Annotated in this window: 26 protein-coding genes and 2 tRNA genes; 20 read left to right on the plus strand and 8 right to left on the minus strand. The window is 66.2% G+C overall.

What is annotated here, in order from left to right; genetic code table 11:
• Positions 1–107: 107 nt before the first annotated feature.
• The 5 genes from steA (at position 108) to xerD (ending at position 5664) form a co-directional block, all read left to right on the plus strand.
• Positions 108–1289: a putative cytokinetic ring protein SteA gene (gene steA / locus ACZ50Z_RS06945; RefSeq protein ID WP_464482873.1), complete on the plus strand. Its 1182-nt coding sequence runs from the start codon at positions 108–110 to the stop codon at positions 1287–1289.
• Complete coding sequence (locus ACZ50Z_RS06950; protein WP_464482874.1) at positions 1290–2234, plus strand: copper transporter; 945 nt, start codon at positions 1290–1292, stop codon at positions 2232–2234. It abuts the gene before it with no gap.
• A gap of 124 nt (positions 2235–2358) precedes the next feature.
• Complete coding sequence (locus ACZ50Z_RS06955) at positions 2359–4110, plus strand: CTP synthase (RefSeq protein WP_464482875.1); 1752 nt, start codon at positions 2359–2361, stop codon at positions 4108–4110.
• A complete protein-coding gene (locus ACZ50Z_RS06960; protein ID WP_464482876.1) occupies positions 4103–4726 on the plus strand; it encodes an NUDIX domain-containing protein in 624 nt (207 codons plus the stop codon). Before ACZ50Z_RS06955 ends, ACZ50Z_RS06960 begins: the two co-directional genes overlap by 8 nt.
• A complete protein-coding gene (gene xerD, locus ACZ50Z_RS06965) occupies positions 4723–5664 on the plus strand; it encodes a site-specific tyrosine recombinase XerD (protein WP_464482877.1) in 942 nt (313 codons plus the stop codon). Before ACZ50Z_RS06960 ends, xerD begins: the two co-directional genes overlap by 4 nt.
• Positions 5665–5765: 101 nt before the next feature.
• On the opposite strand, the gene ACZ50Z_RS06970 is transcribed toward xerD, so the two are convergent.
• The gene (locus ACZ50Z_RS06970; protein WP_464482878.1) at positions 5766–6518 is read right to left on the minus strand and encodes an O-methyltransferase; all 753 of its coding nucleotides are present in this window, start codon (positions 6516–6518) and stop codon (positions 5766–5768) included.
• 235 nt (positions 6519–6753) lie between these two features.
• On the opposite strand from ACZ50Z_RS06970, the gene ACZ50Z_RS06975 reads away from it, so the two are divergent.
• The 11 genes from ACZ50Z_RS06975 (at position 6754) to ACZ50Z_RS07025 (ending at position 15519) form a co-directional block, all read left to right on the plus strand.
• Positions 6754–7617: a ParA family protein gene (locus ACZ50Z_RS06975; RefSeq protein WP_464482879.1), complete on the plus strand. Its 864-nt coding sequence runs from the start codon at positions 6754–6756 to the stop codon at positions 7615–7617.
• Positions 7614–8432 carry a segregation/condensation protein A gene (locus tag ACZ50Z_RS06980; RefSeq protein ID WP_464482880.1) on the plus strand — a complete coding sequence of 273 codons (819 nt, stop codon included), beginning with the start codon at positions 7614–7616 and terminating at the stop codon, positions 8430–8432. Before ACZ50Z_RS06975 ends, ACZ50Z_RS06980 begins: the two co-directional genes overlap by 4 nt.
• The gene (gene scpB, locus ACZ50Z_RS06985; RefSeq protein ID WP_464482881.1) at positions 8432–9319 is read left to right on the plus strand and encodes an SMC-Scp complex subunit ScpB; all 888 of its coding nucleotides are present in this window, start codon (positions 8432–8434) and stop codon (positions 9317–9319) included. Before ACZ50Z_RS06980 ends, scpB begins: the two co-directional genes overlap by 1 nt.
• Complete coding sequence (locus ACZ50Z_RS06990; RefSeq protein ID WP_464482882.1) at positions 9319–10062, plus strand: pseudouridine synthase; 744 nt, start codon at positions 9319–9321, stop codon at positions 10060–10062. The genes scpB and ACZ50Z_RS06990 overlap by 1 nt, the downstream gene beginning before the upstream one ends.
• Entirely contained in the window at positions 10059–10742 is a 684-nt protein-coding gene (cmk, locus tag ACZ50Z_RS06995; RefSeq protein ID WP_464482883.1) for a (d)CMP kinase, read from the plus strand. Before ACZ50Z_RS06990 ends, cmk begins: the two co-directional genes overlap by 4 nt.
• On the plus strand, positions 10739–12139 hold the full coding sequence (gene der, locus ACZ50Z_RS07000; RefSeq protein ID WP_464482884.1) for a ribosome biogenesis GTPase Der: 1401 nt from the start codon (positions 10739–10741) through the stop codon (positions 12137–12139). Before cmk ends, der begins: the two co-directional genes overlap by 4 nt.
• A 189-nt stretch (positions 12140–12328) precedes the next feature.
• Positions 12329–13108, plus strand: coding sequence for an SDR family NAD(P)-dependent oxidoreductase (locus tag ACZ50Z_RS07005; RefSeq protein WP_464482885.1), 780 nt, complete (start codon positions 12329–12331; stop codon positions 13106–13108).
• Between the two features lie 28 nt (positions 13109–13136).
• Complete coding sequence (locus tag ACZ50Z_RS07010) at positions 13137–13967, plus strand: cyclase family protein (RefSeq protein ID WP_083020001.1); 831 nt, start codon at positions 13137–13139, stop codon at positions 13965–13967.
• On the plus strand, positions 13964–14734 hold the full coding sequence (locus ACZ50Z_RS07015) for an IclR family transcriptional regulator (protein WP_464482886.1): 771 nt from the start codon (positions 13964–13966) through the stop codon (positions 14732–14734). Before ACZ50Z_RS07010 ends, ACZ50Z_RS07015 begins: the two co-directional genes overlap by 4 nt.
• Before the next feature lie 60 nt (positions 14735–14794).
• Positions 14795–14868 (plus strand) — tRNA-Pro (locus ACZ50Z_RS07020).
• A 123-nt stretch (positions 14869–14991) separates the two neighbouring features.
• Positions 14992–15519 (plus strand): hypothetical protein, encoded by a 528-nt coding sequence (locus tag ACZ50Z_RS07025; RefSeq protein WP_464482887.1) that lies wholly within the window; start codon positions 14992–14994, stop codon positions 15517–15519.
• On the opposite strand, the gene ACZ50Z_RS07030 is transcribed toward ACZ50Z_RS07025, so the two are convergent.
• Positions 15500–15925: a tyrosine-type recombinase/integrase gene (locus ACZ50Z_RS07030; protein ID WP_464482888.1), complete on the minus strand. Its 426-nt coding sequence runs from the start codon at positions 15923–15925 to the stop codon at positions 15500–15502. The genes ACZ50Z_RS07025 and ACZ50Z_RS07030 overlap by 20 nt on opposite strands.
• A gap of 65 nt (positions 15926–15990) precedes the next feature.
• Between ACZ50Z_RS07030 and ACZ50Z_RS07035 the strand changes: the two genes are divergently transcribed.
• Positions 15991–16890 (plus strand): hypothetical protein, encoded by a 900-nt coding sequence (locus tag ACZ50Z_RS07035; RefSeq protein ID WP_464482889.1) that lies wholly within the window; start codon positions 15991–15993, stop codon positions 16888–16890.
• Between the two features lie 357 nt (positions 16891–17247).
• Positions 17248–17362 (plus strand) — tRNA-OTHER (locus tag ACZ50Z_RS07040).
• 122 nt (positions 17363–17484) lie between these two features.
• Here the strand turns inward: ACZ50Z_RS07040 and ACZ50Z_RS07045 are convergent.
• Complete coding sequence (locus ACZ50Z_RS07045; RefSeq protein WP_464482890.1) at positions 17485–18084, minus strand: hypothetical protein; 600 nt, start codon at positions 18082–18084, stop codon at positions 17485–17487.
• The gene (locus ACZ50Z_RS07050) at positions 18050–20029 is read right to left on the minus strand and encodes a putative alpha/beta hydrolase (protein WP_464482891.1); all 1980 of its coding nucleotides are present in this window, start codon (positions 20027–20029) and stop codon (positions 18050–18052) included. The genes ACZ50Z_RS07045 and ACZ50Z_RS07050 overlap by 35 nt, the downstream gene beginning before the upstream one ends.
• Positions 20030–20586: 557 nt before the next feature.
• Here ACZ50Z_RS07050 and ACZ50Z_RS07055 point away from each other — a divergent pair.
• Positions 20587–20982, plus strand: coding sequence for a hypothetical protein (locus ACZ50Z_RS07055; protein WP_464482892.1), 396 nt, complete (start codon positions 20587–20589; stop codon positions 20980–20982).
• Between the two features lie 24 nt (positions 20983–21006).
• Here ACZ50Z_RS07055 and ACZ50Z_RS07060 read toward each other — a convergent pair whose 3' ends face one another.
• The 3 genes from ACZ50Z_RS07060 to ACZ50Z_RS07070 form a co-directional block, all read right to left on the minus strand.
• Entirely contained in the window at positions 21007–21141 is a 135-nt protein-coding gene (locus ACZ50Z_RS07060; RefSeq protein ID WP_464482893.1) for a hypothetical protein, read from the minus strand.
• Positions 21142–21196: 55 nt separating this feature from the next.
• Positions 21197–21631 (minus strand): DUF4383 domain-containing protein, encoded by a 435-nt coding sequence (locus ACZ50Z_RS07065; RefSeq protein ID WP_464482894.1) that lies wholly within the window; start codon positions 21629–21631, stop codon positions 21197–21199.
• Between the two features lie 83 nt (positions 21632–21714).
• A complete protein-coding gene (locus ACZ50Z_RS07070; protein ID WP_464482895.1) occupies positions 21715–23271 on the minus strand; it encodes a succinic semialdehyde dehydrogenase in 1557 nt (518 codons plus the stop codon).
• Positions 23272–23393: 122 nt separating this feature from the next.
• Between ACZ50Z_RS07070 and ACZ50Z_RS07075 the strand changes: the two genes are divergently transcribed.
• Entirely contained in the window at positions 23394–24140 is a 747-nt protein-coding gene (locus tag ACZ50Z_RS07075) for an ANTAR domain-containing protein (protein ID WP_464482896.1), read from the plus strand.
• A 26-nt stretch (positions 24141–24166) separates the two neighbouring features.
• Here ACZ50Z_RS07075 and ACZ50Z_RS07080 read toward each other — a convergent pair whose 3' ends face one another.
• Positions 24167–24958, minus strand: a complete 792-nt coding sequence (locus ACZ50Z_RS07080; RefSeq protein WP_464482897.1) for a GAP family protein — start codon at positions 24956–24958, stop codon at positions 24167–24169.
• Between the last annotated feature and the right edge of the window lie 734 nt (positions 24959–25692).

The raw sequence follows: 25692 nt of genomic DNA on the forward strand, positions 1-25692 counted from the left end.
CCGGTTCGGCACCGAGCTGTTACTAATGGGACTCTAGATAACTTCTGAGGCTGGTGTTACGGCGCGCCTCCACGCCTCGTCCGCGCATCACCGACAGAATCGCCCCCATGAAGATGTCAGGCCTGCTTTCCCGTAATCCCGCCCGGCCGGGCCTCGTCGGCACTGCCCGCGTTGACCGGAACATCGACCGATTGCTGCGCAGGGTCTGCCCCGGTGACATCGTCGTGCTCGACATCCTGGATCTGGATCGCATCACGGCGGACGCTTTGGTGGAGGCGGACATCGCCGCGGTGGTCAACGCCTCGCCGTCGGTGTCGGGCCGCTACCCCAATCTGGGACCCGAGGTCCTGGTCAACAACGGGGTCACCCTGATCGACGAGGCCGGACCCGACATCTTCAAGAAGGTCAAAGACGGCGCCAAGATCCGCCTGCACGAGGGCGGTGTCTACGCCGGCGACCGCCGGCTGGTCCGCGGCACCGAGCGCACCGACCACGACATCGCCGACCTGATGCGCGAGGCCAAGAGCGGCCTGTCCGCCCATTTGGAGGCGTTCGCCGGCAACACCATCGAGTTCATCAAGAGCGAGAGCCCGCTGCTGATCGACGGCATCGGCATTCCCGACGTGGACGTCGACCTGCGTCGCCGGCACGTGGTGATCGTCGCCGACGAGCCGAGCGCAGAGGACGACCTCAAGTCGCTCAAGCCGTTCATCAAGGAGTATCAGCCGGCGCTGATCGGTGTCGGCAGCGGCGCGGACGTTTTGCGCAAGGCCGGCTACCGCCCGCAGGTGATCGTCGGTGACCCCGACCAGATCAGCACCGACGCGCTCAAGTGCGGGGCCCAGGTCGTGCTGCCCGCCGACGCCGACGGCCACGCGCCCGGGCTCGAACGCATCCAGGACCTCGGCGTCGGCGCGATGACCTTCCCGGCCGCTGGCTCGGCCATCGACCTGGCCCTGCTGCTGGCCGACCACCATGGCGCCGCGCTGCTCGTGACCGCCGGCCACACCGCCAACATCGAGACGTTCTTCGACCGCACCCGCGCGCACAGCAACCCGTCCACCTTCCTGACCCGGCTGCGGGTCGGGGAGAAGGTGGTGGACGCCAAGGCCGTGGCCACCCTGTACCGCAACCACATCTCGGCGGGGGCCATCGCGCTGCTGGCGCTGACGATGCTGATCGCCGTCATCGTCGCGCTGTGGGTCTCCCGCACCGACGGTGTGGTGCTGCACTGGGTCACCGACTACTGGAACCACTTCTGCGTGATGGTGCAGAAGTGGATCACCTAAATGATCTCGCTACGCCAACATGCCCTGTCGCTGGCCGCCGTGTTCCTGGCGCTGGCCGTCGGGGTCGTGCTCGGCTCCGGCTTTTTGTCGGACACGTTGCTGTCCAGCCTGCGTGACGAGAAGAAGGACCTGAACACCCAGATCAGCGGGCTCAACGACCAGAAGAACGTGTTGAACGAAAAGCTCAGCGCGGCAAACAATTTCGACACCCAACTGGTCGGCCGGATCGTGCACGACGCGCTGGCCGGCAAATCGGTGGTGGTGTTCCGCACCCCGGACGCCAAAGACGACGACGTGGCCGCGGTGTCGAAGTTCATCGGGCAGGCCGGCGGGACGGTGACCGGGACGGTGTCGTTGACGCAGGAATTCGTCGAGGCCAACTCGGCGGAGAAGCTGCAGACGGTGGTGAACTCGTCGGTGCTGCCCGCCGGTCAGCAGCTGAGCACCAAGCTCGTCGACCAGGGTTCGCAGGCCGGTGACCTGATGGGCATCGCCCTGCTGGCCAACCCCGATCCCGCGGTCCCCGCCGTGGACGACACCCAGCGCAACACCGTGCTGGCCGCGCTGCGCGACACCGGCTTCATCACCTACCAGGCGAGCGATCACATGGGCGCGGCCAACGGCGCGCTGGTCATCACCGGCGGCGCGCTGCCCCAAGACGCCGGAAACCAGGGCGCGAGCGTGGCCCGGTTCTCCGCCGCGCTGGCCCCGCACGGCTCGGGCACGCTGCTCGCCGGGCGTGACGGTTCGGCGACCGGGGGCGCCGCCGTCGCGGTGGCCCGCGCCGACGCCGGCCTGAACTCCGCGATCAGCACGGTCGACGACGTGGACGCCGCGCCGGGACGCATCACCGCGGTGCTCGGCCTGCACGACCTGCTGGGCGGCGGTCACGCGGGCCAATACGGCACCGGTCACGGGGCGACGTCGATCACGGTTCCTCAGTAGCGGGCGTGTTCGCCGCGGCTCGGCGCCGCGGATGTTAGGGTGGGTTTCCGTGGGTCGGCAGGCCCATCTAGTTGTTCGCTAGGAACATTTTTCAAGCCCTGCCCGTCTTCACGGAGGTCGCCTGTTGCGAAAGCACCCGCAAACCGCTACCAAGCACCTCTTCGTCAGCGGGGGCGTCGCATCCTCGTTGGGCAAGGGATTGACCGCCAGCAGCCTCGGTCAGTTACTGACGGCGCGCGGGTTGTACGTGACGATGCAAAAGCTCGATCCGTACCTCAACGTCGACCCCGGCACCATGAACCCGTTCCAGCACGGCGAGGTCTTCGTCACCGAGGACGGCGCCGAGACCGACCTCGACGTCGGCCACTATGAGCGGTTTCTGGATCGCGATCTGTCCGGCTCGGCGAATGTCACTACGGGGCAGGTGTATTCGACCGTCATCGCTAAGGAACGCCGCGGGGAATATCTCGGCGACACCGTCCAGGTGATTCCGCACATCACCGACGAGATCAAAGGGCGCATCATGGCGATGGCCGAGCCCGACGCCCAGGGCAATCGCCCCGACGTGGTCATCACCGAAATCGGCGGCACCGTCGGCGACATCGAATCGCAGCCCTTCCTCGAGGCGGCCCGCCAGGTGCGTCACGATTTGGGTCGCGAGAACGTTTTCTTCCTGCACGTGTCGCTGGTGCCCTATCTGGCCCCGTCGGGCGAGCTCAAGACCAAGCCCACCCAGCACTCGGTGGCCGCACTGCGCAGCATCGGTATCACCCCGGACGCGCTGATCCTGCGCTGCGACCGCGACGTCCCCGAGGCGCTGAAGAACAAGATCGCGCTGATGTGTGACGTCGACATCGACGGTGTCATCTCCACGCCGGACGCGCCGTCGATCTATGACATCCCGAAGGTGCTGCACCGCGAAGAACTCGACGCCTATGTGGTGCGCCGGCTCAACCTGCCGTTCCGCGACGTCGACTGGACCGAATGGGACGACCTGCTTCGCCGCGTGCACGAGCCGCACGAGACGGTGCGAATCGCTTTGGTGGGCAAGTACGTTGAACTCTCCGATGCCTACCTGTCGGTCACCGAGGCGCTGCGTGCCGGCGGCTTCAAGCACCACGCCAAGGTGGAGATGGTCTGGGTGGCGTCCGACGGCTGCGAGAGCGCGGCCGGTGCCGCGGCGGCGCTGGGCGACGTGCAGGGTGTGCTGATCCCCGGCGGGTTCGGCATCCGCGGCATCGAGGGCAAGCTCGGCGCCATCCACCACGCACGCACCCGGGGGCTGCCCGTGCTGGGCCTGTGCCTCGGGCTGCAATGCATCGTGATCGAGGCCGCCCGCTCGGCCGGGCTGACCGAGGCCAACTCGGCCGAATTCGAGCCGGACACACCGGATCCCGTCATCTCCACGATGGCCGACCAGGTGGACATCGTCGCCGGCGAGGCCGACCTCGGCGGCACCATGCGCCTGGGCGCCTATCCCGCCGTGCTAGAAGCGGATTCGATTGTGGCCCAAGCGTATGGCGCCACGGAGGTGTCCGAGCGGCACCGGCACCGCTACGAGGTCAACAACGCCTACCGCGACAAGATCGCCGAAAGCGGCCTCAGGTTTTCCGGCACCTCGCCCGACGGTCACCTGGTGGAGTTCGTCGAGTACCCACCGGACGTTCATCCGTTCATCGTCGGCACCCAGGCTCATCCGGAGCTCAAGAGCCGGCCCACCCGGCCGCACCCGTTGTTCGTCGCGTTCGTCGGGGCGGCCCTCGAATACAAGGCCGGCGAACGGTTGCCGGTGGAAATCCCCGAGCAGTCGTCCAACGGCATCCAGCATCGGGACAGCGCCGCGCGGCCCATACCTGAGCCCGCGTCCCGTGGCTGAACACAACTTCTCCACGGAGTCCTCCGAAACGCTGTACACCGGAAAGATTTTCGCGCTGCGCAGCGACCGGGTACGGATGCCGGGGGATACCACCGCGGTACGCGAGGTCGTCGAGCACTACGGGGCGGTGGCCATCGCGGCGCTGGACGCCGACAACAACATCCCGATGGTCTACCAGTACCGGCACGCGTTCGGGCGGCGGCTCTGGGAGCTGCCCGCCGGACTGCTCGACGTCGCGGGCGAACCGCCGCAGCACACGGCCGCCCGCGAACTCCACGAGGAGGTCGGCTTGCGGGCGGACACGTGGCAGGTGCTGGTCGACCTCAACTCCGCGCCGGGCTTCAGCGACGAATCGGTGCGGATCTATCTGGCCACCGGGCTGACCGAGGTGGGCAGGCCCGAGGCGCACCACGAGGAAGCCGACATGACGATGAGCTGGGTTCCCATCGCGGAGGCCGCCCGCCGGGTTTTCAGCGGCGACGTCGTGAATTCCATTGCCATCGCCGGGATTTTGGCGGCCCACGCCGTCACGGAAGGGTTCGCGCAGCCCCGGCCGGTGGACAGCCCCTGGATCGACAGGCCAACGGCGTTCGCGGCGCGGAAGGCCGAGCCGTGACGACGGTGGCGTTGGACACCCAACTCCAGGGCTACCTTGACCACCTCACGATCGAGCGCGGCGTCGCGGCGAACACTTTGAGCTCGTATCGCCGCGACCTGCGCCGCTACTCAAAACACCTGTCGGATCGCGGAATTCACGATCTGGCCAAGGTGGCCGAGGACGACGTCAGCGAGTTCCTGGTGGCGCTGCGCCGCGGCGACCCCGAGACCGGGGCGGCGGCGCTGTCGGCGGTCTCGGCGGCGCGCGCGTTGATCGCGGTGCGCGGCCTGCACCGCTTCGCCGCCGCCGAGGGGCTGGCCGAACTCGACGTGGCGCGCGCGGTGCGCCCGCCCACGCCCGGCCGCCGGCTGCCCAAGAGCCTGACCATCGACCAGGTGCTGGCGCTGCTGGAGGGTGCGGGGGGCGACAGCCCGGCCGACGGCCCGCTGACCCTGCGCAACCGTGCGCTGCTGGAACTCCTGTACTCCACCGGCGCGCGCATCTCCGAAGCCGTCGGCCTCGACGTGGACGACGTCGACACCCAGGCGCGGTCAGTGTTGTTGCGCGGCAAGGGCGGTAAGCAGCGGCTGGTCCCGATCGGACGGCCCGCCGTGGCCGCGCTGGACGCCTATCTGGTGCGCGGACGTTCCGATCTGGCGCGCCGCGGACGCGGGACGCCGGCCATCTTCCTCAATGTGCGCGGCGGACGGCTGTCGCGCCAGAGCGCGTGGCAGGTGCTGCAGGACGCGGCCGAGCGCGCCGGGATCACCTCGGGTGTGTCGCCGCACATGCTGCGGCATTCGTTCGCCACCCACCTGCTCGAGGGCGGTGCCGACGTGCGCGTCGTGCAGGAGTTGCTGGGGCACGCCTCGGTGACGACGACGCAGATCTACACCATGGTGACGGTGCACGCGCTTCGCGAGGTGTGGGCCGAAGCCCACCCGCGGGCGCGGTAACTTTTTCCCGCCTCTCGGCCGGTAATTTCCCGCCGAACGTCGACTCGTTGCGCCGATCACCGCGAAATCCCGACAACAAGTCGACGCTCGACGCCGCGTTTTCACCCCAGGTATTCGGACTCGAGCACCAGGTCGGACATCAGCGACTGGTACTCGAGGTGCGTCTTGTGCTCGACCGTGTTCCACGTCTTGCCCTGCTGCTGGTGCATGTACGCGCGATACTTCGGTGCGCCCGGGACGCGGACGTTGTCGGCGACCACGATCGAGCCCGGATGCAGCCAGCCGCGATCCAGGATGCTCTTCAGGTCGTCCAGGTAAGCGTCCTTGTCGTGATCGAGGAACACGAAATCGAGTGCGCCGGAGGCAAACCCGTGCTGATCGGCCAGCGCATCGAGGGTGCGGCCGCCGTCGCCGATGGTGCCGACCACACACGTCACACGGTCGGCGACGCCGGCATGCGCCCAGATCTGACGGGCGTTGGCCGCGTTGGCCTCGGCGAGTTCGACCGAGAACACCTTGGCGTTCGGCGCCGCCCGGGCGATACGCAGCGCGCCGTATCCGCAGTAGGTACCCAACTCGAGCGCCAATGCCGGATCGGCGCGCCGCACCGCGGCGTCGAGCAGCAGCCCCTTCTCGTCGCCGACGTTGATCAGCATCGACTCCTCGTAGGCGAACTTGTCGATGGTCGCCAGCACGTCGTCGATGTCGCCGGCCCGGGCGTTCCGCAGCACGTACTCGACGGCGGCGGCTTCGCGCCCGTCGCCGATCTGGCCCGTGGTGGTGATGTTGCGATTCCCGACGGCCATCCGCCAGACCGACCACCGCAGCAGGGGTATCCGTCGCTTGAGATTCATAGCGGCCACGATAGGCCGATCGCCGGCAGTGCAAGCGCCGGCGGCAGCAGATTTCGACGGGCACATCGCCCCCCAAACTGGTGCTGCTGTGACTGGAGTGAATAGGCTGTCGGGATGTGCGTTTCACCACCGATTTCCTCTCATATTGGCTGGTTAATTGCCTGCGGGTCGCCGGGTTTCGGCGCGCGGACCCGTTAGACTTTCGGTCGATGTTCACCTCCCGAACACCCCCGCCATGACCGAGCAGCCGGACAACGGCGTCGAGCTCGGTCTGACCGGGCGGCCGCCGCGGGCAATCCCGGACCCACAGCCGCGCACCTCGCACGGCCCGGCCAAAGTCGTCGCCATGTGCAACCAGAAGGGTGGCGTCGGGAAAACCACGTCGACCATCAACTTGGGCGCCGCGCTCGCCGAGTACGGGCGCCGCGTGCTGCTGGTGGACATGGATCCGCAGGGTGCGCTGTCCGCGGGACTGGGCGTGCCCCACTACGAGCTGGACAAGACCATTCACAACGTGCTGGTGGAGCCGCGGGTGTCGGTCGACGATGTGCTGCTGCAAACCCGGGTCAAGCACATGGATCTGGTGCCCAGCAACATCGACCTGTCGGCCGCCGAGATCCAGTTGGTCAACGAGGTCGGACGCGAGCAGACGCTCGGCCGCGCGCTGCACCCGGTGCTGGACCGCTACGACTACGTGCTGATCGACTGTCAGCCGTCGCTGGGCCTGCTCACCGTCAACGGCCTGGCCTGCGCGGACGGTGTGGTGATTCCCACCGAGTGCGAATACTTTTCGCTGCGCGGCCTGGCGCTGCTGACCGACACCGTCGACAAGGTGCGCGATCGGCTCAACCCGAAGCTCGAAATCAGCGGAATCCTGCTGACCCGGTACGACCCCCGCACGGTCAACGCGCGCGAGGTGATGGCCCGGGTCGTCGAGCGGTTCGGCGACCTGGTGTTCGACACTGTCATCACCCGTACCGTCCGATTCCCGGAGACCAGCGTGGCGGGCGAACCCATCACGACGTGGGCCCCGCGATCCACCGGGGCCATCGCCTATCGCGCGCTGGCCCGCGAGTTCATCGACCGATTCGGCGCGTGAACGCGACCGTAAACGGTGAGGCGCCCCAGCAGAACGGCTTTCAGGTCCGCCTGACCAATTTCGAGGGGCCGTTCGATCTGCTGCTGCAGCTGATCTTCGCCCATCGCCTCGACGTGACCGAGGTGGCGCTGCACCAGGTCACCGACGACTTCATCGCCTACACCCGCGAGATCGGTCCCCAGCTCGAGCTCGAGGAGACCACCGCGTTCCTGGTGGTGGCCGCCACCCTGCTCGACCTCAAGGCGGCCCGGCTGCTGCCGGCCGGGCAGGTCGACGACGACGAAGACCTGGCGCTGCTGGAGGTGCGCGACCTGCTGTTCGCCCGGCTGTTGCAGTACCGCGCGTTCAAGCACGTCGCCGAGATGTTCGCCGAGCTGGAGGCCACCGCGCTGCGCAGCTATCCGCGCGCGGTGTCGCTCGAGGACCGGTTCACCGAGCTGCTGCCCGAGGTGATGATCGGCGTCGATGCCGACCGCTTCGCCCAGATCGCGGCGATCGCGTTCAGCCCGCGACCCGTCCCGACGGTGTCGGTGGCGCACCTGCACGAGGTTCAGGTGTCGGTGCCCGAGCAGGCCAAAAAATTGCTGGCGATCCTGGAGGCGCGGGGGACCGGGGCGTGGGCGACGTTCTCCGAGCTGGTGTCCGATTGCGAGGCGTCGATGGAGGTGGTCGGGCGGTTCCTGGCGCTGCTCGAACTGTATCGGTCGCGGGCGGTAGCATTCGACCAGTCAGAGCCGCTTGGCGTGCTCCAAATTTCGTGGACCGGGGAACGTCCGGTCAGTGAAGCCTTGGTAGAAGTGCGGGACGAATCATGATGGGCGCCGGTGACGACGCAGAGCGCAGCGATGCCGAGGAACGGCGCTTGAACGGCACGGCCGGTGACGACGCAGAGCGCAGCGATGCGGAGGAACGGCGCTTGAACGGCACGGCCGGTGACGACGCAGAGCGCAGCGATTCGGAGGAACGGCGCTTGAACGGTGCCGATCCCGAACCCAGCGACGTGGCGGCGCCCGACGTCGACCTGGATTCCGACCTCGACGTCGGCATCCCGGACATCGCCGAGGCCGCGCCCATGGAGTCCGAGGAACTCGGCTCGGTGCTGGAGGCGCTGCTGCTGGTGGTGGACACCCCCGTCACCGCGGAGGCGCTGGCGTCGGCCACGCAACAGCCGGTGTACCGGATCGCGACCAGGCTGCAGGAAATGGCCGAGGAGTTGGCCGCCCGAGACAGCGGTATCGACCTGCGCAAGAACAGCGAAGGCTGGCGGATGTACACCCGCGCCCGGTTCGCGCCGTATGTGGAGAAGCTGCTGCTGGACGGCGCGCGGTCCAAGCTCACCCGGGCCGCGCTCGAGACGCTGGCCGTGGTCGCCTACCGCCAGCCCGTGACCCGCGCGCGGGTGAGCGCGGTCCGCGGCGTCAACGTCGACGCCGTGATGCGCACGCTGCTGGCGCGCGGCCTGATCACCGAGGCCGGGATGGACGACGACAGCGGCGCGACGACGTTCGCGACCACCGAACTGTTCTTGGAGCGCCTGGGGCTGACGTCGCTGACCGACCTGCCGGACATCGCGCCGCTGCTGCCCGACGTGGACACGATCGAGGACCTCAGCGAATCCTTGGACAGCGAGCCACGTTTCATCAAACTTTCCGGTGGTCAGGCGGCCGACCCGGCGCTGACGTTCGACGTGGACCAGGATTGATGGTCGAAGCTGAGGGGATCCGGCTGCAAAAGGTGTTGTCCCAAGCCGGAATTGCGTCGAGGCGGGCCGCCGAGAAGTTGATCATCGAGGGCCGCGTCGAGGTGGACGGGCAGGTGGTGACCGAATTGGGCACCCGCGTCGACCCGGACGCCTCGGTGATCCGCGTCGACGGGGCCCGGATCGTCCTCGATGATTCGCAGGTGTATCTGGCGCTGAACAAGCCGCGCGGCGTGCACTCGACCATGTCGGACGACCGCGGCCGGCCGTGCATCGGCGACTTGATCGAACGCCGAGTTCGCGGCAACAAGAACCTGTTTCACGTCGGGCGGTTGGACGCCGACACCGAAGGGCTGATCCTGCTGACCAATGACGGCGAACTCGCGCACCGGCTGATGCATCCGTCCCACGAGGTGCCCAAGACGTACCTGGCCACGGTGACCGGGTCGGTGCCGCGCGGGGTCGGCAAAACGCTGCGCGCCGGCATCGAGCTGGACGACGGGCCCGCGCGGGTCGACGACTTCGCCGTGGTGGACGCCATCCCGGGCAAGACTCTGGTGCGGGTGACGTTGCACGAGGGCCGCAATCGTATCGTGCGCCGACTGCTGGCCGCCGCCGGCTTCCCGGTGGAAGCGTTGGTGCGCACCGACATCGGTCCGGTGTCGCTGGGCAAGCAGCGCCCGGGCAGCTTCCGGGCGCTGGGCCGCGACGAGATCGGGCAGCTCTATAAGGCGGTGGGCCTGTGAGTGGCGTCGCGGTGGCCATCGACGGCCCGGCCGGGACCGGAAAATCCTCGGTGTCAAAGGGATTGGCGAAAGCGCTGGGGGCGCGCTACCTGGACACCGGGGGAATGTATCGGATGGTGACGCTGGCGGTCCTGCGCGCAGATATCGACCCCGCCGACGCCCCGGCCGTCGCGCGCACGGCGGAAGCCGTGACGATGTCGGTCGACTACCACCCCGACGGGGACCGCTATTTCCTTGACGGAGAGGATGTCTCGACCGAGATCCGCGGTGACCGGGTCACCGCCGCGGTGTCGGCGGTGTCGGCGGTTCCGGCCGTGCGCACCCGGCTCGTCGGCCTGCAGCGCGAAATGGCCGACGGCATGGGCAGTGTCGTGGTCGAGGGCCGCGACATCGGCACGGTCGTCCTGCCCGACGCCCCGGTGAAGATCTTTTTGACCGCGTCGGCCGAAACGCGGGCGCGCCGGCGCAACGATCAGAACGTGGCCGCCGGGCTGGCCGACGACTACGAGGCCGTGCTCGCCGACGTCCGCCGTCGCGACCATCTGGATTCCACCCGGGCGGTGTCGCCGCTGCGGGCGGCCCCCGATGCGGTGGTCGTCGACACCAGCGAGATGACCGAGGCGCAGGTGATTTCCCGCCTGCGGGATCTGGTCAAGCAGCGAAGCGGGGCGGTGCGGTGACTCAGGACGGCACGTGGAGCGACGAAAGCGACTGGGAATCCATCGAATTCGGCCTCGACGAACAGGAGGAAGCCGGGCCCGCGCCCGTGGTGGCGGTGGTGGGCCGGCCCAACGTCGGCAAGTCGACATTGGTGAACCGGATTCTGGGCCGGCGCGAAGCGGTGGTGCAGGACATCCCGGGCGTCACCCGCGACCGGGTGTCCTACGACGCGTTGTGGACCGGCCGCCGGTTCGTCGTGCAGGACACCGGCGGATGGGAGCCCGACGCCAAGGGGCTGCAGCAGCTGGTGGCCGAGCAGGCCTCGGTGGCCATGCGCACCGCGGACGCGGTGATCCTGGTGGTGGACGCCGTCGTTGGCGCCACCACGGCCGATGAGGCCGCCGCCCGGATTCTGCTGCGGTCGGGCAAGCCAGTGTTCTTGGCCGCCAACAAGGTTGACAGCGACAAGGCCGAGGCGGACGCGGCGATGTTGTGGTCGCTGGGGCTCGGCGAGCCGCACGCGATCAGCGCGATGCACGGTCGCGGGGTGGCCGATCTGCTCGACGAGGTGCTGGCCGCGCTGCCCGCGGTGTCCGAGGTGGGCCCCAAGCCCGGCGGCCCGCGGCGCGTGGCACTGGTCGGCAAGCCCAACGTGGGTAAGAGCTCGCTGCTGAACAAGTTGGCCGGCGATCAGCGCTCGGTGGTGCACGATGTCGCGGGGACGACGGTGGACCCGGTGGACTCGCTCATCGAGCTGGGCGACAGGGTGTGGCGGTTCGTCGACACCGCTGGGCTGCGGCGCAAGGTCGGCCAGGCCAGCGGCCATGAGTTCTACGCGTCGGTACGCACGCACTCGGCCATCGACGCGGCCGAGGTGGTGATCGTGCTGATCGACGCGTCGGACCCGCTGACCGAACAGGACCAGCGGGTGCTGTCGATGGTCATCGAAGCCGGCCGGGCCCTGGTGCTGGCCTTCAACAAGTGGGACCTGGTCGACGAGGACCGCCGCGAGCTACTCGAGCGCGAGATCGACCGCGAACTGGTGCAGTTGCGGTGGGCGCCGCGCGTCAACATCTCCGCCAAGACCGGCCGCGCCGTGCAGAAGCTGGTGCCCGCCATGGAGACGTCGCTGGCGTCGTGGGATGCGCGGATCGCCACCGGCCCGCTGAATTCCTGGCTCAAGGAGGTGGTGGCGGCCACCCCGCCGCCGGTGCGCGGCGGCAAGCAGCCACGCATCCTGTTCGCCACCCAGGCGACCGCTCGGCCCCCGACGTTCGTGCTGTTCACCACCGGCTTTCTCGAGGCGGGGTACCGGCGTTTCCTGGAACGCCGGCTGCGCGAGGCCTTCGGTTTCGAGGGGTCGCCGATCCGGATCAACGTGCGGGTGCGCGAAAAGCGGGGCGCCCGGCGGCGCTGAGCGCTTGGCGTTCAGGGAACGGCTTCCGATCTCTCCAGGGCCAAGTGGGAAATGGCGGCTACGTTCCCGCGATACGGCAGTCCACATTCGCATTGCGGGATTAGACGTTGACATTAGACGGTCGACGGCCCTAGCGTCTCCCACATAACGGGTTGATATACCCGTATTGCGGGAGCAGCGGAGGCAGTAGTGGAGACCGCGACGCGGTTCAGCGTGCGAGGCAAGTCGATCGTGGTCACCGGTGCGACGGGTGCGCTCGGCGGTGTCGCGACGCGGGCGCTGGCCGAAGCCGGTGCCCGCCTGACGTTGTCCGGCGGCGACGCTGACGGACTCGCGCGGCTCGTCGACGACGCCGGCATCGACGCCGCGGCCGTGGTCAATCGCCGCCCCGAGACCCCCGCCGACGCCGAGGCCATCGTGCAGGCGGCCCTGACTCGGCACGGCCGGCTCGACGGAGTCCTGGTCGCCTCAGGTATGAATCACGTCGCGCCCATCACCGAGATGGCCGTCGAGGACTTCGATCGGGTGATGAACGCCAACCCCCGCGGCGCCTGGCTCGTGTGCCAGGCCGCCGGGCGTGTACTACTCGAGCAACGCACGGGAGGCAGCATCGTGCTGGTGTCCTCGGTGCGCGGGGCGCTGGGCCACCCCGCCGGCTATACCGCCTACTGTCCGTCCAAGGCTGCCACCGACCTGCTGGCCAAGAGCCTGGCGGCCGAATGGGGTCGGGCCGGCATCCGGGTAAACGCCCTCGCACCAACGGTTTTCCGGTCCGAACTGACCGAATGGATGTACGCCGACGATGAGAAGGGGCGCGCCACCCGCGAGGCGATGTTCGCCCGAATCCCGTTGCGCCGCTTCGCCGAACCCGACGACTTCGTCGGCGCCCTGATCTATCTGCTCAGCGACGCATCAGCCTTCTTCACCGGTCAGGTGATGTACCTGGACGGCGGCTACACGGCGTGCTGACCACACCCGACGGAAGGAACTGACACGCATGAGCGCGAATTGGCCACTGGGCGAGGCCGAATCGAGGTTGGAGTTCTACGATTTGTCGCACCCGTGGGGCCATGGCGTGCCGGCCTGGCCCTACTTCGAGGACGTCAAGATCGAGCGGCTGCACAACATGGCCAGAAGCCGGGTGCTGACCCAAAAGATCACCACCGTCATGCATTCCGGCACCCACATCGACGCGCCCGCGCACGTGATCGAAGGCACCCCCTTCCTGCACGAGATCCCGCTGAGCGCCTTCTTCGGCACCGGTGTCGTCGTGTCGATCCCCAAGGGCAAGTGGGGTGTCGTGACCGCCGACGACCTGGAAAACGCCACGCCGCGGATCCGGCCCGGTGACATCGTCATCGTTAACACCGGATGGCACCACAAGTACGCCGACAGCGCCGCGTACTACGCCTACTCCCCGGGCTTCTATAAGGAAGCCGGCGAGTGGTTCGCGGCCAAGGGCGTCAAAGCCGTCGGGACCGACACCCAGGCGCTGGATCACCCGCTGGCCACCTCGATCGGGCCGCACGGTCCGGCCGAGCACACCGGCGGCCTATTGCCTTGGGCTGTCAAGGAATACGAGCAGGAGACCGGCCGCCACGTCCTCGACGACTTCCCCGAATGGGAACCATGCCACCGGGCGATCCTGTCGAAGGGCATCTACGGCTTCGAGAACGTGGGCGGCGACCTGGACAAGGTCACCGGCAAGCGCGTCACGTTCGCTGCCTTCCCATGGCGCTGGGTCGGCGGCGACGGGTGCATTGTGCGGCTGGTGGCGATCGTCGACCCGACCGGTGACTACCGCATCGAGACGGGACGGGCGGCGTGACAACCACCGAACCCGACGCCCGCGCCGGCGGAATCCAGGTCATCGCCCGCGCGGCGGAGATGCTGCGGCTGCTGCAGGCCCACCCCAGGGGGCTCAGCCAAGCCGAGATCGGCGACGGGCTGGGCATGGCGCGCTCCACCGTGAGCCGCATCCTCAACGCGCTGGACGACGAGGGTCTGGTGGCCTCGCGGGGCGCCCGCGGACGGTATCGCCTGGGCCCGGAGATCGCGCGGATGGCCGGCAGCGTGCGCGTCAGCCTGGTGATGGATGTGCACCCGTATCTGGAGGACCTGTCGCGCGAGCTGGGGGAGACCGTGGACCTGTCCATCCTGGACGGAGACCGCGCGACGTTCGTCGACCAGGTGGTCTCGCCGCATCGGCTGCGCGCGATCAGTGCGGTGGGCGAGTCTTTCCCGTTGCACTGCTGCGCCAACGGGAAAGCCATGCTGGCCGCACTGCCGCCGGCCGAGCGGGACCGCGCGCTGCCCAGCCGCCTGACCGCGCTCACCGCGAACACGATCACCACCGCGGTCGCGCTGCGCGACGAACTCGAACAGGTCCAGAGCGACGGGGTCGCCTATGACCGCGAGGAGCAGACCGAGGGCATCTGCGCGGTGGGCGCCGTGGTCAGTGGGCTGACCGAGGAGATGGTGGCGGTCAGCATGCCGGTCCCGGCGCAGCGGTTCTACGGTCGCGAAGCCGAACTCGCCCGGGCGCTGCTGGCCTGGGTGCACAGGGTGGACGCCGCGTTGGGGAAGGTCGATTAGCGGGGTGGCGGGGCGCTTACGGTAGGCTTTCGACCTGCTGCCGGTGGAACCACTGGCGCGCGGGCTGTGGCGCAGTTTGGTAGCGCACTTGACTGGGGGTCAAGTGGTCGCAGGTTCAAATCCTGTCAGCCCGACACAGGTCATAGGGTGTTTTTGGAGTTACTGAGATGTCAACGGTATGGGCAATACCCAAACGCAGTACCCAAACCAGCTTTCGGCCGCCATCGACCAGCAAATATGCGGCGGGGTGACGGCGAATGCTCAGCGAGACGTGGGAAGACCAGTACCGGCGTATGCACCGGCAGTACGAGCTGCTGAGACGAACCGCTGACCAGAACCAATTTGAAGAGATTCACGAGATGAATCGTGCCCGCGACATCGTCTATCACTTCTGTTGCGACGTGTTCCATCTAAAGGACTGGATCTTCTACGCGGACGGTCAGACCGCGGCGATCAAAAATGCCGTGTCGGCGTTTCTGCCGAAGGGCAACCCGAACCCACCCTCACTGGCTGTGGCGATGTGCGCCGACATTGCCAACGGCTTCAAGCACTTGAACCTGACCAGCCCTACGTTCTACACGCCCGGCGGACCCGCCGAAGTGGTCGAGCACACGCAAGGCGCCACGTTCCCGATGACGTTTCCATTCCATTTCTCTGCGAACCATTGGAAGATCCGTGCTCGCGCGAGCGGCAATGAGTACAACGCGCTCGACGTCGCGAAAGATGCAGTTGACGCTTGGGATGCATGGCTGCCGGCGAACGGTCTCACGCTGCCGAGTCTCTGATTAGAGCCCCAAGCGCACCGCTCAGCCCGTCAATCGCCGTTCTGGCGGTGTCGTCGCTGGTGTGCCCGTAGATGTCTCCGGTGATGCTGATCGAGCTATGCCCGAGCAGGTCCGCGACCGCCTTAATATGCACGCCCGATTCCAGCCATGCCACGGCGGCCGAGTGCCGCAGCGTGTGCACACCGACACCCTCGACGCCTGCCTTCGCAGCAGCGATCTCGATGGCCCGCAATAGGTTTCGGGGATCGACTGGGCCGCCGAATTCGGTGGTGAACACCAGGCCGTTGGCCGTCCACTGGTCGCCAGCCGCACGGCGCGCGTTGTCACTGGGTCCAATACACCCAGAACGGCGGCCCGGCTTCGCCGCGGTCGGGCTGCCGGCACGCGGCCCGGTTCCGCCAGTCATTCGCTTCGAGGCAAGCGGTCTCCGGCTGGCGGGACCGGGCGCATTCATGGACTAACCTCCCATTCATGGGAGGTGAGGGCTCCGAACGCAAGTGCATCTTCTGCGGTCGGGCGAAAGGTGACCTTGTCGACCCAATGGACTCAACGTCGCAGAAAGTTATCTTAACTCGTGAACACCTGTTCCGGTCGTCGTGGAAGGACAAGTTGGTAGTCAGCATCCTTCCCGATAACGCCCCGATTGGAAAAAGGGAATTTACAAGGTACGGAACGGATTTCGAACCGAAGTCCTCTCGGCCCGAGCCTTTGTTTGAGCTGGTGGTCAAGCCGGTGTGCGACTTCTGCAACAACGGGTGGATGAATGACCTCGATTCTGCGGTGGAGCCTTGGTTGCTCGACCCATATGCAGATGGCTCGCCATGCGGCCCGGCGGATTTCCGCAGGTGGGCGACGAAGGTAGCCGTGCTGCGGTCGTACTACGAACACCCTGCGACGCCACAACCCGAAGACTTCGCCGCGCTATACGAAGGTCGCGACATAGCCGATTGGCACATTTTTATCGGGCGCACGATGGTCCCGGAGCATAGTCACACCTTCGCCGGCCTCGGGCCCATATGGCCAAGCGGTGGCCGGGCACTTGGTCTGACCCAAGTGTCGTGGTCGCTTGGTCGTACCGTCGTCGTCGCGATTCGCGTTGTGGGCGAAAGTGAGACAGGCGACGGCTATTTCAAGATGTTCAAGACTTCGAACCGGTCAGAGGGCATCTTGGTTGCAGAGGTCGCTACCAACGCCAGATGGCTCCCAAGTCTGGCCGCCTTACCCGAGCTGTCGCCAATCAAGTGGCAGAGCATCGTGTGGTACTTCAGCACCAACCCTCTGTCGCCGATCGCTGACCGGGTTGGTGATATGGACCGCAGATTCCGCGCGACGCTTGCTGAGCGAGGTATCCCGATGCGCGACATGTCGTAGGCATCCAGTCGAGACGATATAGGCGACAATATCGGCGGCGAAGGGACACAGGATGAAGATTACGAAGTACGGTCTGCGGCTTCCGGACGGTTCGATTCAAACCTATCCAAGTCGTGAGAGCGCCATCGGTGCAAGGGGCACGTTCAATCGTGCCCCTGCGACGAGACACGCCGTCGTCGTTGAGCGTGAAGTCGAGATCGGGGAGTGGCGCGAGGCGCCGACTGACTGAGATTGCCAGGCGAAAATGAGTCGTCCAGTAGCGGGATATTTTCTGCGTCGAGGTAGGCAGCAACACTCCTACGTACCCAAACCAGTACCCAAACCAGCCTCGAATCCGCCCCTGTCCGGCAAAGTTCGCTGGCTGTACGAACCGGCATCTAGCTGCGGCAACGTGCATTCCACGAATACCAGCGAACACGCTTGATTTAGCCTGGGGGTCAAGTGGTCGCAGGTTCAAATCCTGTCAGCCCGACACAGGTCAGCCGCAAGCGGAAAAACTTCCCCCCGTGTCGTATCCCTCCGGCGGGGACTTGCCGCCAGTCGTCTCAGGGTCGGCTACTGGCCGTATCAACCGGTCCTGCCGTGCAACCGGGGTTATCCGCCTTTCAGCTGCTCGTCGATTCTGAAGCCCGTGTTCGGGCCGTCGAGGCGATGGTTCGTCATGTTGCGGCACTCGCCATAGAGCTGGAGTTTTCCTCTGCCGCTAACTGGGTCCTGTGTCATGACGGCGACGACGCCGTTTTTGTTGAGGACGTGGCCGTATGAGTGCCAATCGGGCGGAGGTCCGTCGTTCCAACCGTGTGCGGCCATCGTTGTAGCGATTCGCTGAAAGACTGCGTTTGGGCCGGCGGTGGTTTGGCCGTCGGACTGGCCGGTCGGCATGGTGAAACTTATTGATACGACACCTCTATATGGGGGATCGCCTTGGTCGTTGCAGGACGAGTAGTCGAAACGTCCACCGGGATCTTGCAACTGCGCGTAGTTAACGATTTGCTTCGCCGGCTCGATGACTTGATCACGTGTTTGTTGATCCGACAATGGATTAACGGGATGGTCGACATCGTGGCCACGCGGACTCATTTTCGAACATCCTCCCAAGGCGAACAGGGCCAATACCGTCGCCAGGACCCGGAGCGCCGACGAGGGTCGGTGGCGGTGGTTAACGCGGTTGATAGCCGAGGTATTGGTGATCATTTTGAATCGTATTGCGTGGACGGTCATGTTCTGGATCGATGAAAGCAGGGACACCGGGTACCCGGAATGGCCCGACGTGGGGCTGGCGTCGACCATCGGCGACTAATCCGTCTTGTTGGAGCTGGCCGGAATGGCCGCTGGCGATGTCGGTGAGGCTGCGCATCGACTCGCTGCCCATGTCGTAGTAGTGGGAATGGTCGTGCCGGTCGATGTCTTGAGAGCCCATAACTTCGGCGTGGAAGCGGATTGAGCCGTAACCGTCCCCCGCGGGATCTCGCCCCAGGCCGGCATCCAAGGGTACGGGTATGCCGTGTTGGTTGAGCTTTTGTTTGAGCCATTCTTCGGGCATGCCGGTACCTTCACCGAGCCAACTGACGGGGTCGGTGGATGCTGCTCCGACATAGACGTGTCCTCCGTTGAGATGGAAATCCTCGGCGCTGCGCGCCAGATCTGTTCCGGGGCAACCAAGGAGCACTGCGTCGTTGGCCTGCATGTGGCTGTGAGCGAAGGCGTCCGCGACCGTGGTCGAGCCGTAGGAGTGCCCGATGACGGTGATGTGCTCGGGAGTCAGACTGTTGTGGGTGACCGAAAGGCCGTTGACGTCGGCGGCGAGGAGGTCTCCGCCGGACCGGGCGAGTCCGGGTGTGCTGACTCCCTGGACATCTTGGAAGCCGTGCGGTGCTTCGTACCCCATCCAGGCGATCACCGAGGTGTAGTGGTGTTCAGGATCCGCTGCCAGCGCCTGGTCGTACAGGTTGATGGCGTCATCGTGACCCGACATCCATCCCTGGTAGACACTGCTGCCGGTGCCCGGCACGATGACTGCGGTATTGCGGGCGTAATCGGGGTTGCCAATAGCAATCGCGGCCTTGCCCCAGCCGTTGAAGGCCTCCGGGTCATAGGCCCACAACATCACCGGTCGAGAGCCGTCAGTATTGTGCGCTCGGTCGTATTCAAGACCGTCGCGTGTCTTCACCGCGTTCCGATACCGAGTCACGTCGGTGGCCGTGAGCCCATACTTCGTGGGATTCGTGAACAAGTCATTGTCGACGTTGCCGCGCGCGTCCCTGCTGAGGCTGTCCGGTGACAAGCCGTGTTGCCGGGCGGCGGCCTCGACCCGGCTGATGTCATCGTTCATGACTGCTTGGTTGACCGCATCGCGCGGGATAGCGTCGATTCCGTTGAGGTTGCCAAGTTCTTTCGGGTGTTGCGCGATCAGCTGCTCTCTTTGTTCCTGGCTAAGCGAGTTCCACCACCTCTTGACATCTTCGGGATTGGTGTTCGGCGGGGGGATCTGAAGCTGGTCGGGTTTGTCCTGCGCGTCCACCGGCGCCAGAGGCTTGGGGTCAAATCCTTCGGCATGCAAACTGCCCAGCGACTTCTGCAAGGTGGCCGAGTAGCCGTTACGGATGGCGTTGAACTGATAGAGAGCATCCCGGGTGTCGTCGGCGGCGTCGGCTTTGGCGTCGTTGATCAACGATTGCAGTCCGCTCCTGGATTTCGCGTCGAGCGTGGGATCTTGCAGGTCCTGCGTTGCCGCGCCGATGATTTTGTCGAGCAGCTGTAACTGACGTTCCAGCGTTGAGATCGCTTGGGCTCCGGCTTTTTGCGCCTCAGCTAGGGCGGCGGCGATGTTCTCCAAGTCAGTGCCGATCTTGGGCAACTGTAAGGACTGCGCGCCAAGCGATTTGACGGTGCGCTGCACTTCGGCGGAGTCGTTGATCGGGTGATCGCCATTCTGGTGGTTCCAGGCAGCGTCGAAGCGGTTGCGGGCTTGCTCGAACGTCTCGTTGGCCTCCGCAGTGCACCGGCCTGCGGCGTGAAAGGCCTCCGCCAGCCGAGAGATCTGAAATGGGCTGCCCGCTTGCAAGCTCTGGTTGACCGCCCACGGGTCACCACCGGCTGCAGCGATCAGCTCTGCTTGGCTCAGGTATAGGAGCTGCACCGCGACGCCCGATGCCTTGCGGCCTTGCGGTCATCCATGTCGGTGAAGGTTACTACCGCCGACTGGCTGCACGGAGGGTGTCGGGTGAGATTGCGTTGGTGCCCCCGGACCGCCATCCGCTCATCCAATAATTGGTCGATCAGCTCGGTGCTCGGGGTGCGCTGAATCAATTCGCGAGCTGCCCGCCACGCGCCTGTCACCAGTCGTAGCTCCCCGTCGATTAGATCGAGATCGCGCACTGGTGCGAGCCTATGCCTAGAACCCGCTGCTAACCCTTCACCCCTGGGGTCAGCCCGTCCAGCGCCTCGATCTCGTCGTCACCAACGCAGCTCCTCGCGCCAAACGCAGAGAAAGACGAACTGTAAATCCGTAGCGAACGCCAGCCTGCGACGGAGCTGATTGCCCGCCCCGGGCGTCCCGGCAGGTAGGTGTACCGGTGTACACCCAGACGTTTGAAGTGCATCGATGCATTTCGTTACACGCCCGACACGCCAAAATGAAGTCTGGGGGTCAAGTGGTAGCAGGTTCAAATCCTGTCAGCCCGACACAGGCTACGAATGGGAACACAGAACACCTCACCCGCGGCGACCATTCGACGCGATGAGAGCATGGCCCCGATGACCATCCACACCTGCATGGGCTGCGGCCTCAAAACCCGCTACTCCTATGGGCGTAACTGCGTGGGCTGCGGCCTGGAGACCCGGTGCTCGTACCGCGGAGATCGGCCGGATCGGTATCAGCAGGCCGCTATAGCCTTCGCGGCGCCCGCGAGGATCCTCAGCCTGAGCGAAAAGCATCCGACGGCCGCGCTGACGTTGTTGGTGCCGGCCTCGCTCATCGCCATGGCCGCGGTCGCCGCGTACCCATGGTTGTTCGTGCCGTTGCTGTTCTTGCTCACCGTGGCTTTGGTGGCGTCCGTCCGCTACGAGGAAGCCCGCACCGAATCGAAGTAGCCGGGCAGGACGGCGGGGATCGGTTCAATCCTCGCGGTCGGGCTCGGCCAGTTCCGGCGCGTTCTCCCGGGTCGCCATCCCACCTTCGTGGCCGTGATCCGCGGGGCCGGGACGGCCGCCCTTGGGCTCGTCGTCATCTTTTTCCGAGTGCTTGCCCATCGCAACCTCCTTCGTCGACCGAAGGACTACCCGCAACGGCGCAATCCGAAGACCCTTACGACGCCTTGCGGAGATCGGCCAGTGAGTTTCGAAGCCCGCCGTCCAGCCGGATCTGCACGGCCGCCACCGCCACCATGATCGCGGCGGTCACCAGGTGCACCACCGCGTCGGTGACGTTGTTGGGGAAGTTGAAGACATAGGCGACCTGATGCGAGAAGAACGCCCAAATGCCCGGCAGCGCACCGGCTATCGCGGCGAGCAGCAGATACAACACGGACCACGACTTGCGCATCGCGAACGCCAGGCCCGGAGCGAACAGGGCGAGACCGGCGACCGCGTGCCAGCCGTTGTAGTCCATTCCGAGCAGCTGGACGGTCGGCGCGGTGGGTCCGGTCGCGAAGCTGGGATTGAGGATGAACCCGACCACCGCCTGAATCACGTGGAAAACGCAGATGATCAGCAGCCCGACCTGGGCGAAACTCCACCTCACATGGCACCCCCTTGTGCGCGGCAAGATGCCCGAATACTACGTCCTGTAGTAGCTTCCCGCAATGGGGGCGGAAGATGGCGACCTCAGTTCCGGCCGGGGATCTTCATCACCGTCCGCACGATGGGCAACAGCGACTTCTGCCAGAGGGTTGACGGAATGCCAAGCGGCGGATCGAGATTGAACACGCGCGCGGTCGCGATGGTCTGCGATTCGGTGTATTTCAAGAGGCCCTCGGGACCGTGGCGGCGCCCGACGCCGGACTGGCCCATCCCGCCCATGGGTGCGCCCAGGCTGCCCCATGCGAACGCGTAACCCTCGTTGACGTTCACGGTCCCCGATCGCAGCCGGGCGGCGATCTGCTGACCCTCGGCCGAGGAGCCGGCGAACACGCTGGCGTTGAGCCCGTACTCGGTGGCGTTGGCCTTCTCGACGGCCTCGTCGACGTCGGCCACCGGGTAGATCGAGACGACCGGCCCGAACGTCTCGTTGGCCGCGCACTCCATCTCCGGCGTGACGTCCGTCAGTACCGTGGGCTCGTAGAACAGCGGGCCGACGTCCGGTCGAGGCTTGCCGCCGGCAAGCACGTTGGCGCCCTTGGCTTTCGCGTCGTCCACATGATCCGTCACGGTTTCGAGCTGACCGGCCGAGATCAGGCTGCCCATGTCGATCGAGAAGTCATACGCGGCGCCCAGCTTCATCTTCCGCACGGCCGCACCGAACTTGCCGATGAAGTCGTCGGCAATGTCTTTCTCGACGTAGATCCGCTCGATGGAGATGCACAACTGGCCCGCGTTCGAGAAGCAGGCCCGGGTGGCCGCCTTGGCGGCCTTGTCGAGGTTGGCGCCCCGCGTGACGATCATCGCGTTCTTGCCCCCGAGCTCGGCGGAAAAACCGATCAGCCGGCGGCCCGCGTGCTCCGCGAGCTGCCGGCCGGTGGCGGTCGAGCCGGTGAACATCAAGTAATCGCAGTTGTCGATGATCGCGGTACCAACCACCGACCCCGGCCCGGGCACGACGGCATAGAGCGCTCGCGGCAGGCCGGCCTTGTACAAAAGCTCGGCGCACGCGAGCGCGCAGTACGGGGTCTGGCTGTCCGGCTTGAGCACCACCGCGTTACCGGCCAGCAGCGCGGGCACCGAGTCCGATGCCGTCAGGGTCATCGGATAGTTCCAGGGCGAGATCACCCCGACCACGCCCTTGGGCTGATAGCCGACCGTGGTCTTGCCGATCCCGGGCAGCAGCGCCTGCACCGTGCGCGGCTTCAGCAGGTCCGCGGCAACGCTGGCGTAGTAGTTCGCGTTCGCGACCAGGTCGATGAGCTCCTCCTGCGCGGCCCACCGGGCCTTGCCCGCCTCGGCCTGCAACAGATCCATCAGGAACTCGCGGTTCTCGACGACCAGGTCGCGATACCGGCTGACGACATCGACGCGCTCGCCGACCGGACGCTTCGCCCACTCGGCCTGGGCCGCGCGCGCCTCGGCGAATGCGGCCTCGACGTCTTCGGCCGTACCCACGGGGATTGAGGTCAGCGGCTTGCCGGTGAAGACCTCGTCGATCGTTTTGGTCTGGCGTGCGGCGGCGTCTTTGATCGCGGCCAGCTGGCGCAGGCGGTCGAAGACCTCGGCTGACGGTGCGGGCATGTCGTTACCTCTCGGAAAAGCGCAGGCGTCCAAAACACCAGACTATTGGTTTTGCGATGTCAGGCCGGGGGCGCTGGGCTCGACCGGTTGGAAACCACGGTAAACGGGTAGAGCAGTCGACGGTGCGCAATCAAGATCAGTTCGAAGCGATCGCCCGGGAAATGGTCCACGGAGTCTCGGGCGTCTGCTGCGTGCTCCTTGACCGTGAGCTGCGGATCCGGGCGGTAAGCCGGGCCTACGAGCAGGCCACGCTCCGAGAACACGACGAGCTACCGGGGCAATATCTCTTCGATGCCTTCCCGGACAATCCCAAGGACCCGCAATCCGACGGAACATCGAAGCTCGCATCGTCACTGGAGATCGCGATGAGCAGCGGCCACTCCCACAAGATGCGCCTGCAGCGCTACGACATCCCCGATCTCGCCGCGCCCGACGAATTCCTGCCCAAGGTGTGGAGCCCCACCAACTCGCCCCTGCTCGACCACGGCGAGCTGGTGGGTGTGGTGCACTGCGTGAAGGAAGTGTCCGGAAGCAAGCAGCTGCTTGCCGAGGTGGCGCGCGACGTCGAACACGGTGACTCGTGGGCGCCGGCTGACCTGCTGCACACCTTCGAGGCCGTCAGTGCCGTGGAAACCGACCTTCACCTGAAACGCCAGCAGGCGCTGGCTCGCGAGAACAAACAACTGATGCGCGCCGTCGCGACCCGAGACGTGATCGGGCAGGCGAAGGGCGTGCTGATGGAACGTTTCAACATCGACGCCGATCGCGCGTTCGGACTGTTGACTCGGCTCTCGCAGGAGACCAACACCCGGGTCGAGCAGATCGCCCGCAAGCTTGCCGAGACGAGCCGCCCACCGCGCTCGGCCTGAATCCGCGGACCGATGCGGCCAGGACCTCAGACGAGGTGCAGACCCTGCGCCAGCTGCGACACTCCCACCACCGTGAAGAGGATGACCAGGATCTGCCGGTGGTAGGTGCGCACCCAGTCGTGCAGCACTCGCAGTAGGGATTCGGTCTTTGCCGGCGTGGCCACATAGCCGACGAGGATCACCTCGACGACGGCATACATCAGGACGATGAACGCGATGGAAGCGCTGACCTGTGCGGTGAGCGACGCGCCCGACGCCGCGATGATCGCGACGATGAACAGGACACCGTCGACCGGCACCGAGATCAGACCGATCACCCACGCGACCCACGACGACCCGCTTTCCCACGCGTCGTGGACGCGGCCGAGCACGCGCCGGAAGGGGGAGCCGCCGTCGCTCGAGACATCCTGGACCCGGGTCAGCAGCCGCGGCATGGGGATGGGCGCCCCCGAGGCCGATGACAGCGCCGCCGACCGGTCGTCGGGGGAGGGTTGCGCCACCCGCTGACGAGTCACGAAGCGCACCGTCATCGCCGCCGCGATCGTCAGCCCGATCACGCCGAGGCCGATTTGAACCTTCCCGAGGGCCGCACTCGTGCTAGGGGAAGACGAACCGTGCGCGATATGTCCGAACACGGGGGTGAAGTTCAGCAGCATCACGGGGAGCAAGAGTTCGGGCACGCATACCGTCAGCCCGCCGATCCAGTAGGCGAGCAGACTCGGTCCCGGCCGTGGCCGCGAAATCATCAGGAGGGCAAGCCCGAGACGAACCGGGTTGAGCGCAGCCAGAATTCCCAAGCCCAGCACTGACCCCCACATGGCCGCAGCTCTACCCGCGCCGGTCGACGCCTAAACGCCGCCGGATCAGGTCCGCGCCCGGCGCTGCCGTGAAACGCCGCCGGGCAAAAGCTATGAGCCCGCTGTGCACCAATGTTGATCTTGGTCAACGGATTCGGACGACACCGACGAGCGGCGCGTAAGGGCACCCGTGAGATCAATCACAAGGCTTCCGCGCGCGGGCTGCCCGGCCCCGCCGGCCGAAATGGCGCGGCAATCGCGCGACGGATGTAGCCAGTCGTAGGTGCGCTCCGTCACATCCGAGCGTAGCGGCGCCTCGTCGCTGAATCGCCGCTGCGGCAAACCGACTCACGACAGCTACGGCTGAGCTCGGCCCGGGCATCGCGGTCGCCTGGGAGACAAGCTCGGCTTAGCAAGCGTCCGTACGTTTTTGCACGGTGTGGCAAGCGATCTCGGCTGCCGGGCGTCGACGTCAAGCTCGGATCGATTGCGCCGCGAATATGCTGTTAGAGGCGTGATTTAGAACGCACTTGCGGCAGGATAATCGGTTACACCGCGGCCATGGCGCCTCGGGCCGATCGGTCGGACACGGTGAGAGGCAAATATTTTTCGAAGGCATAAGCGACGCACGCATCGCTCCCGCCGGCAAATCCAATATCCACCACGGTGGCTTGTGGAAAAGGGTGCCATGGCGCACGTGTCGGGGCGATATCGCCGATGGCGGTGCTCAAAGTTGTTTTGCTGGGCAGCGAGAC

This window comes from Mycobacterium sp. NTMscope_MAC_269 (assembly GCF_976985695.1).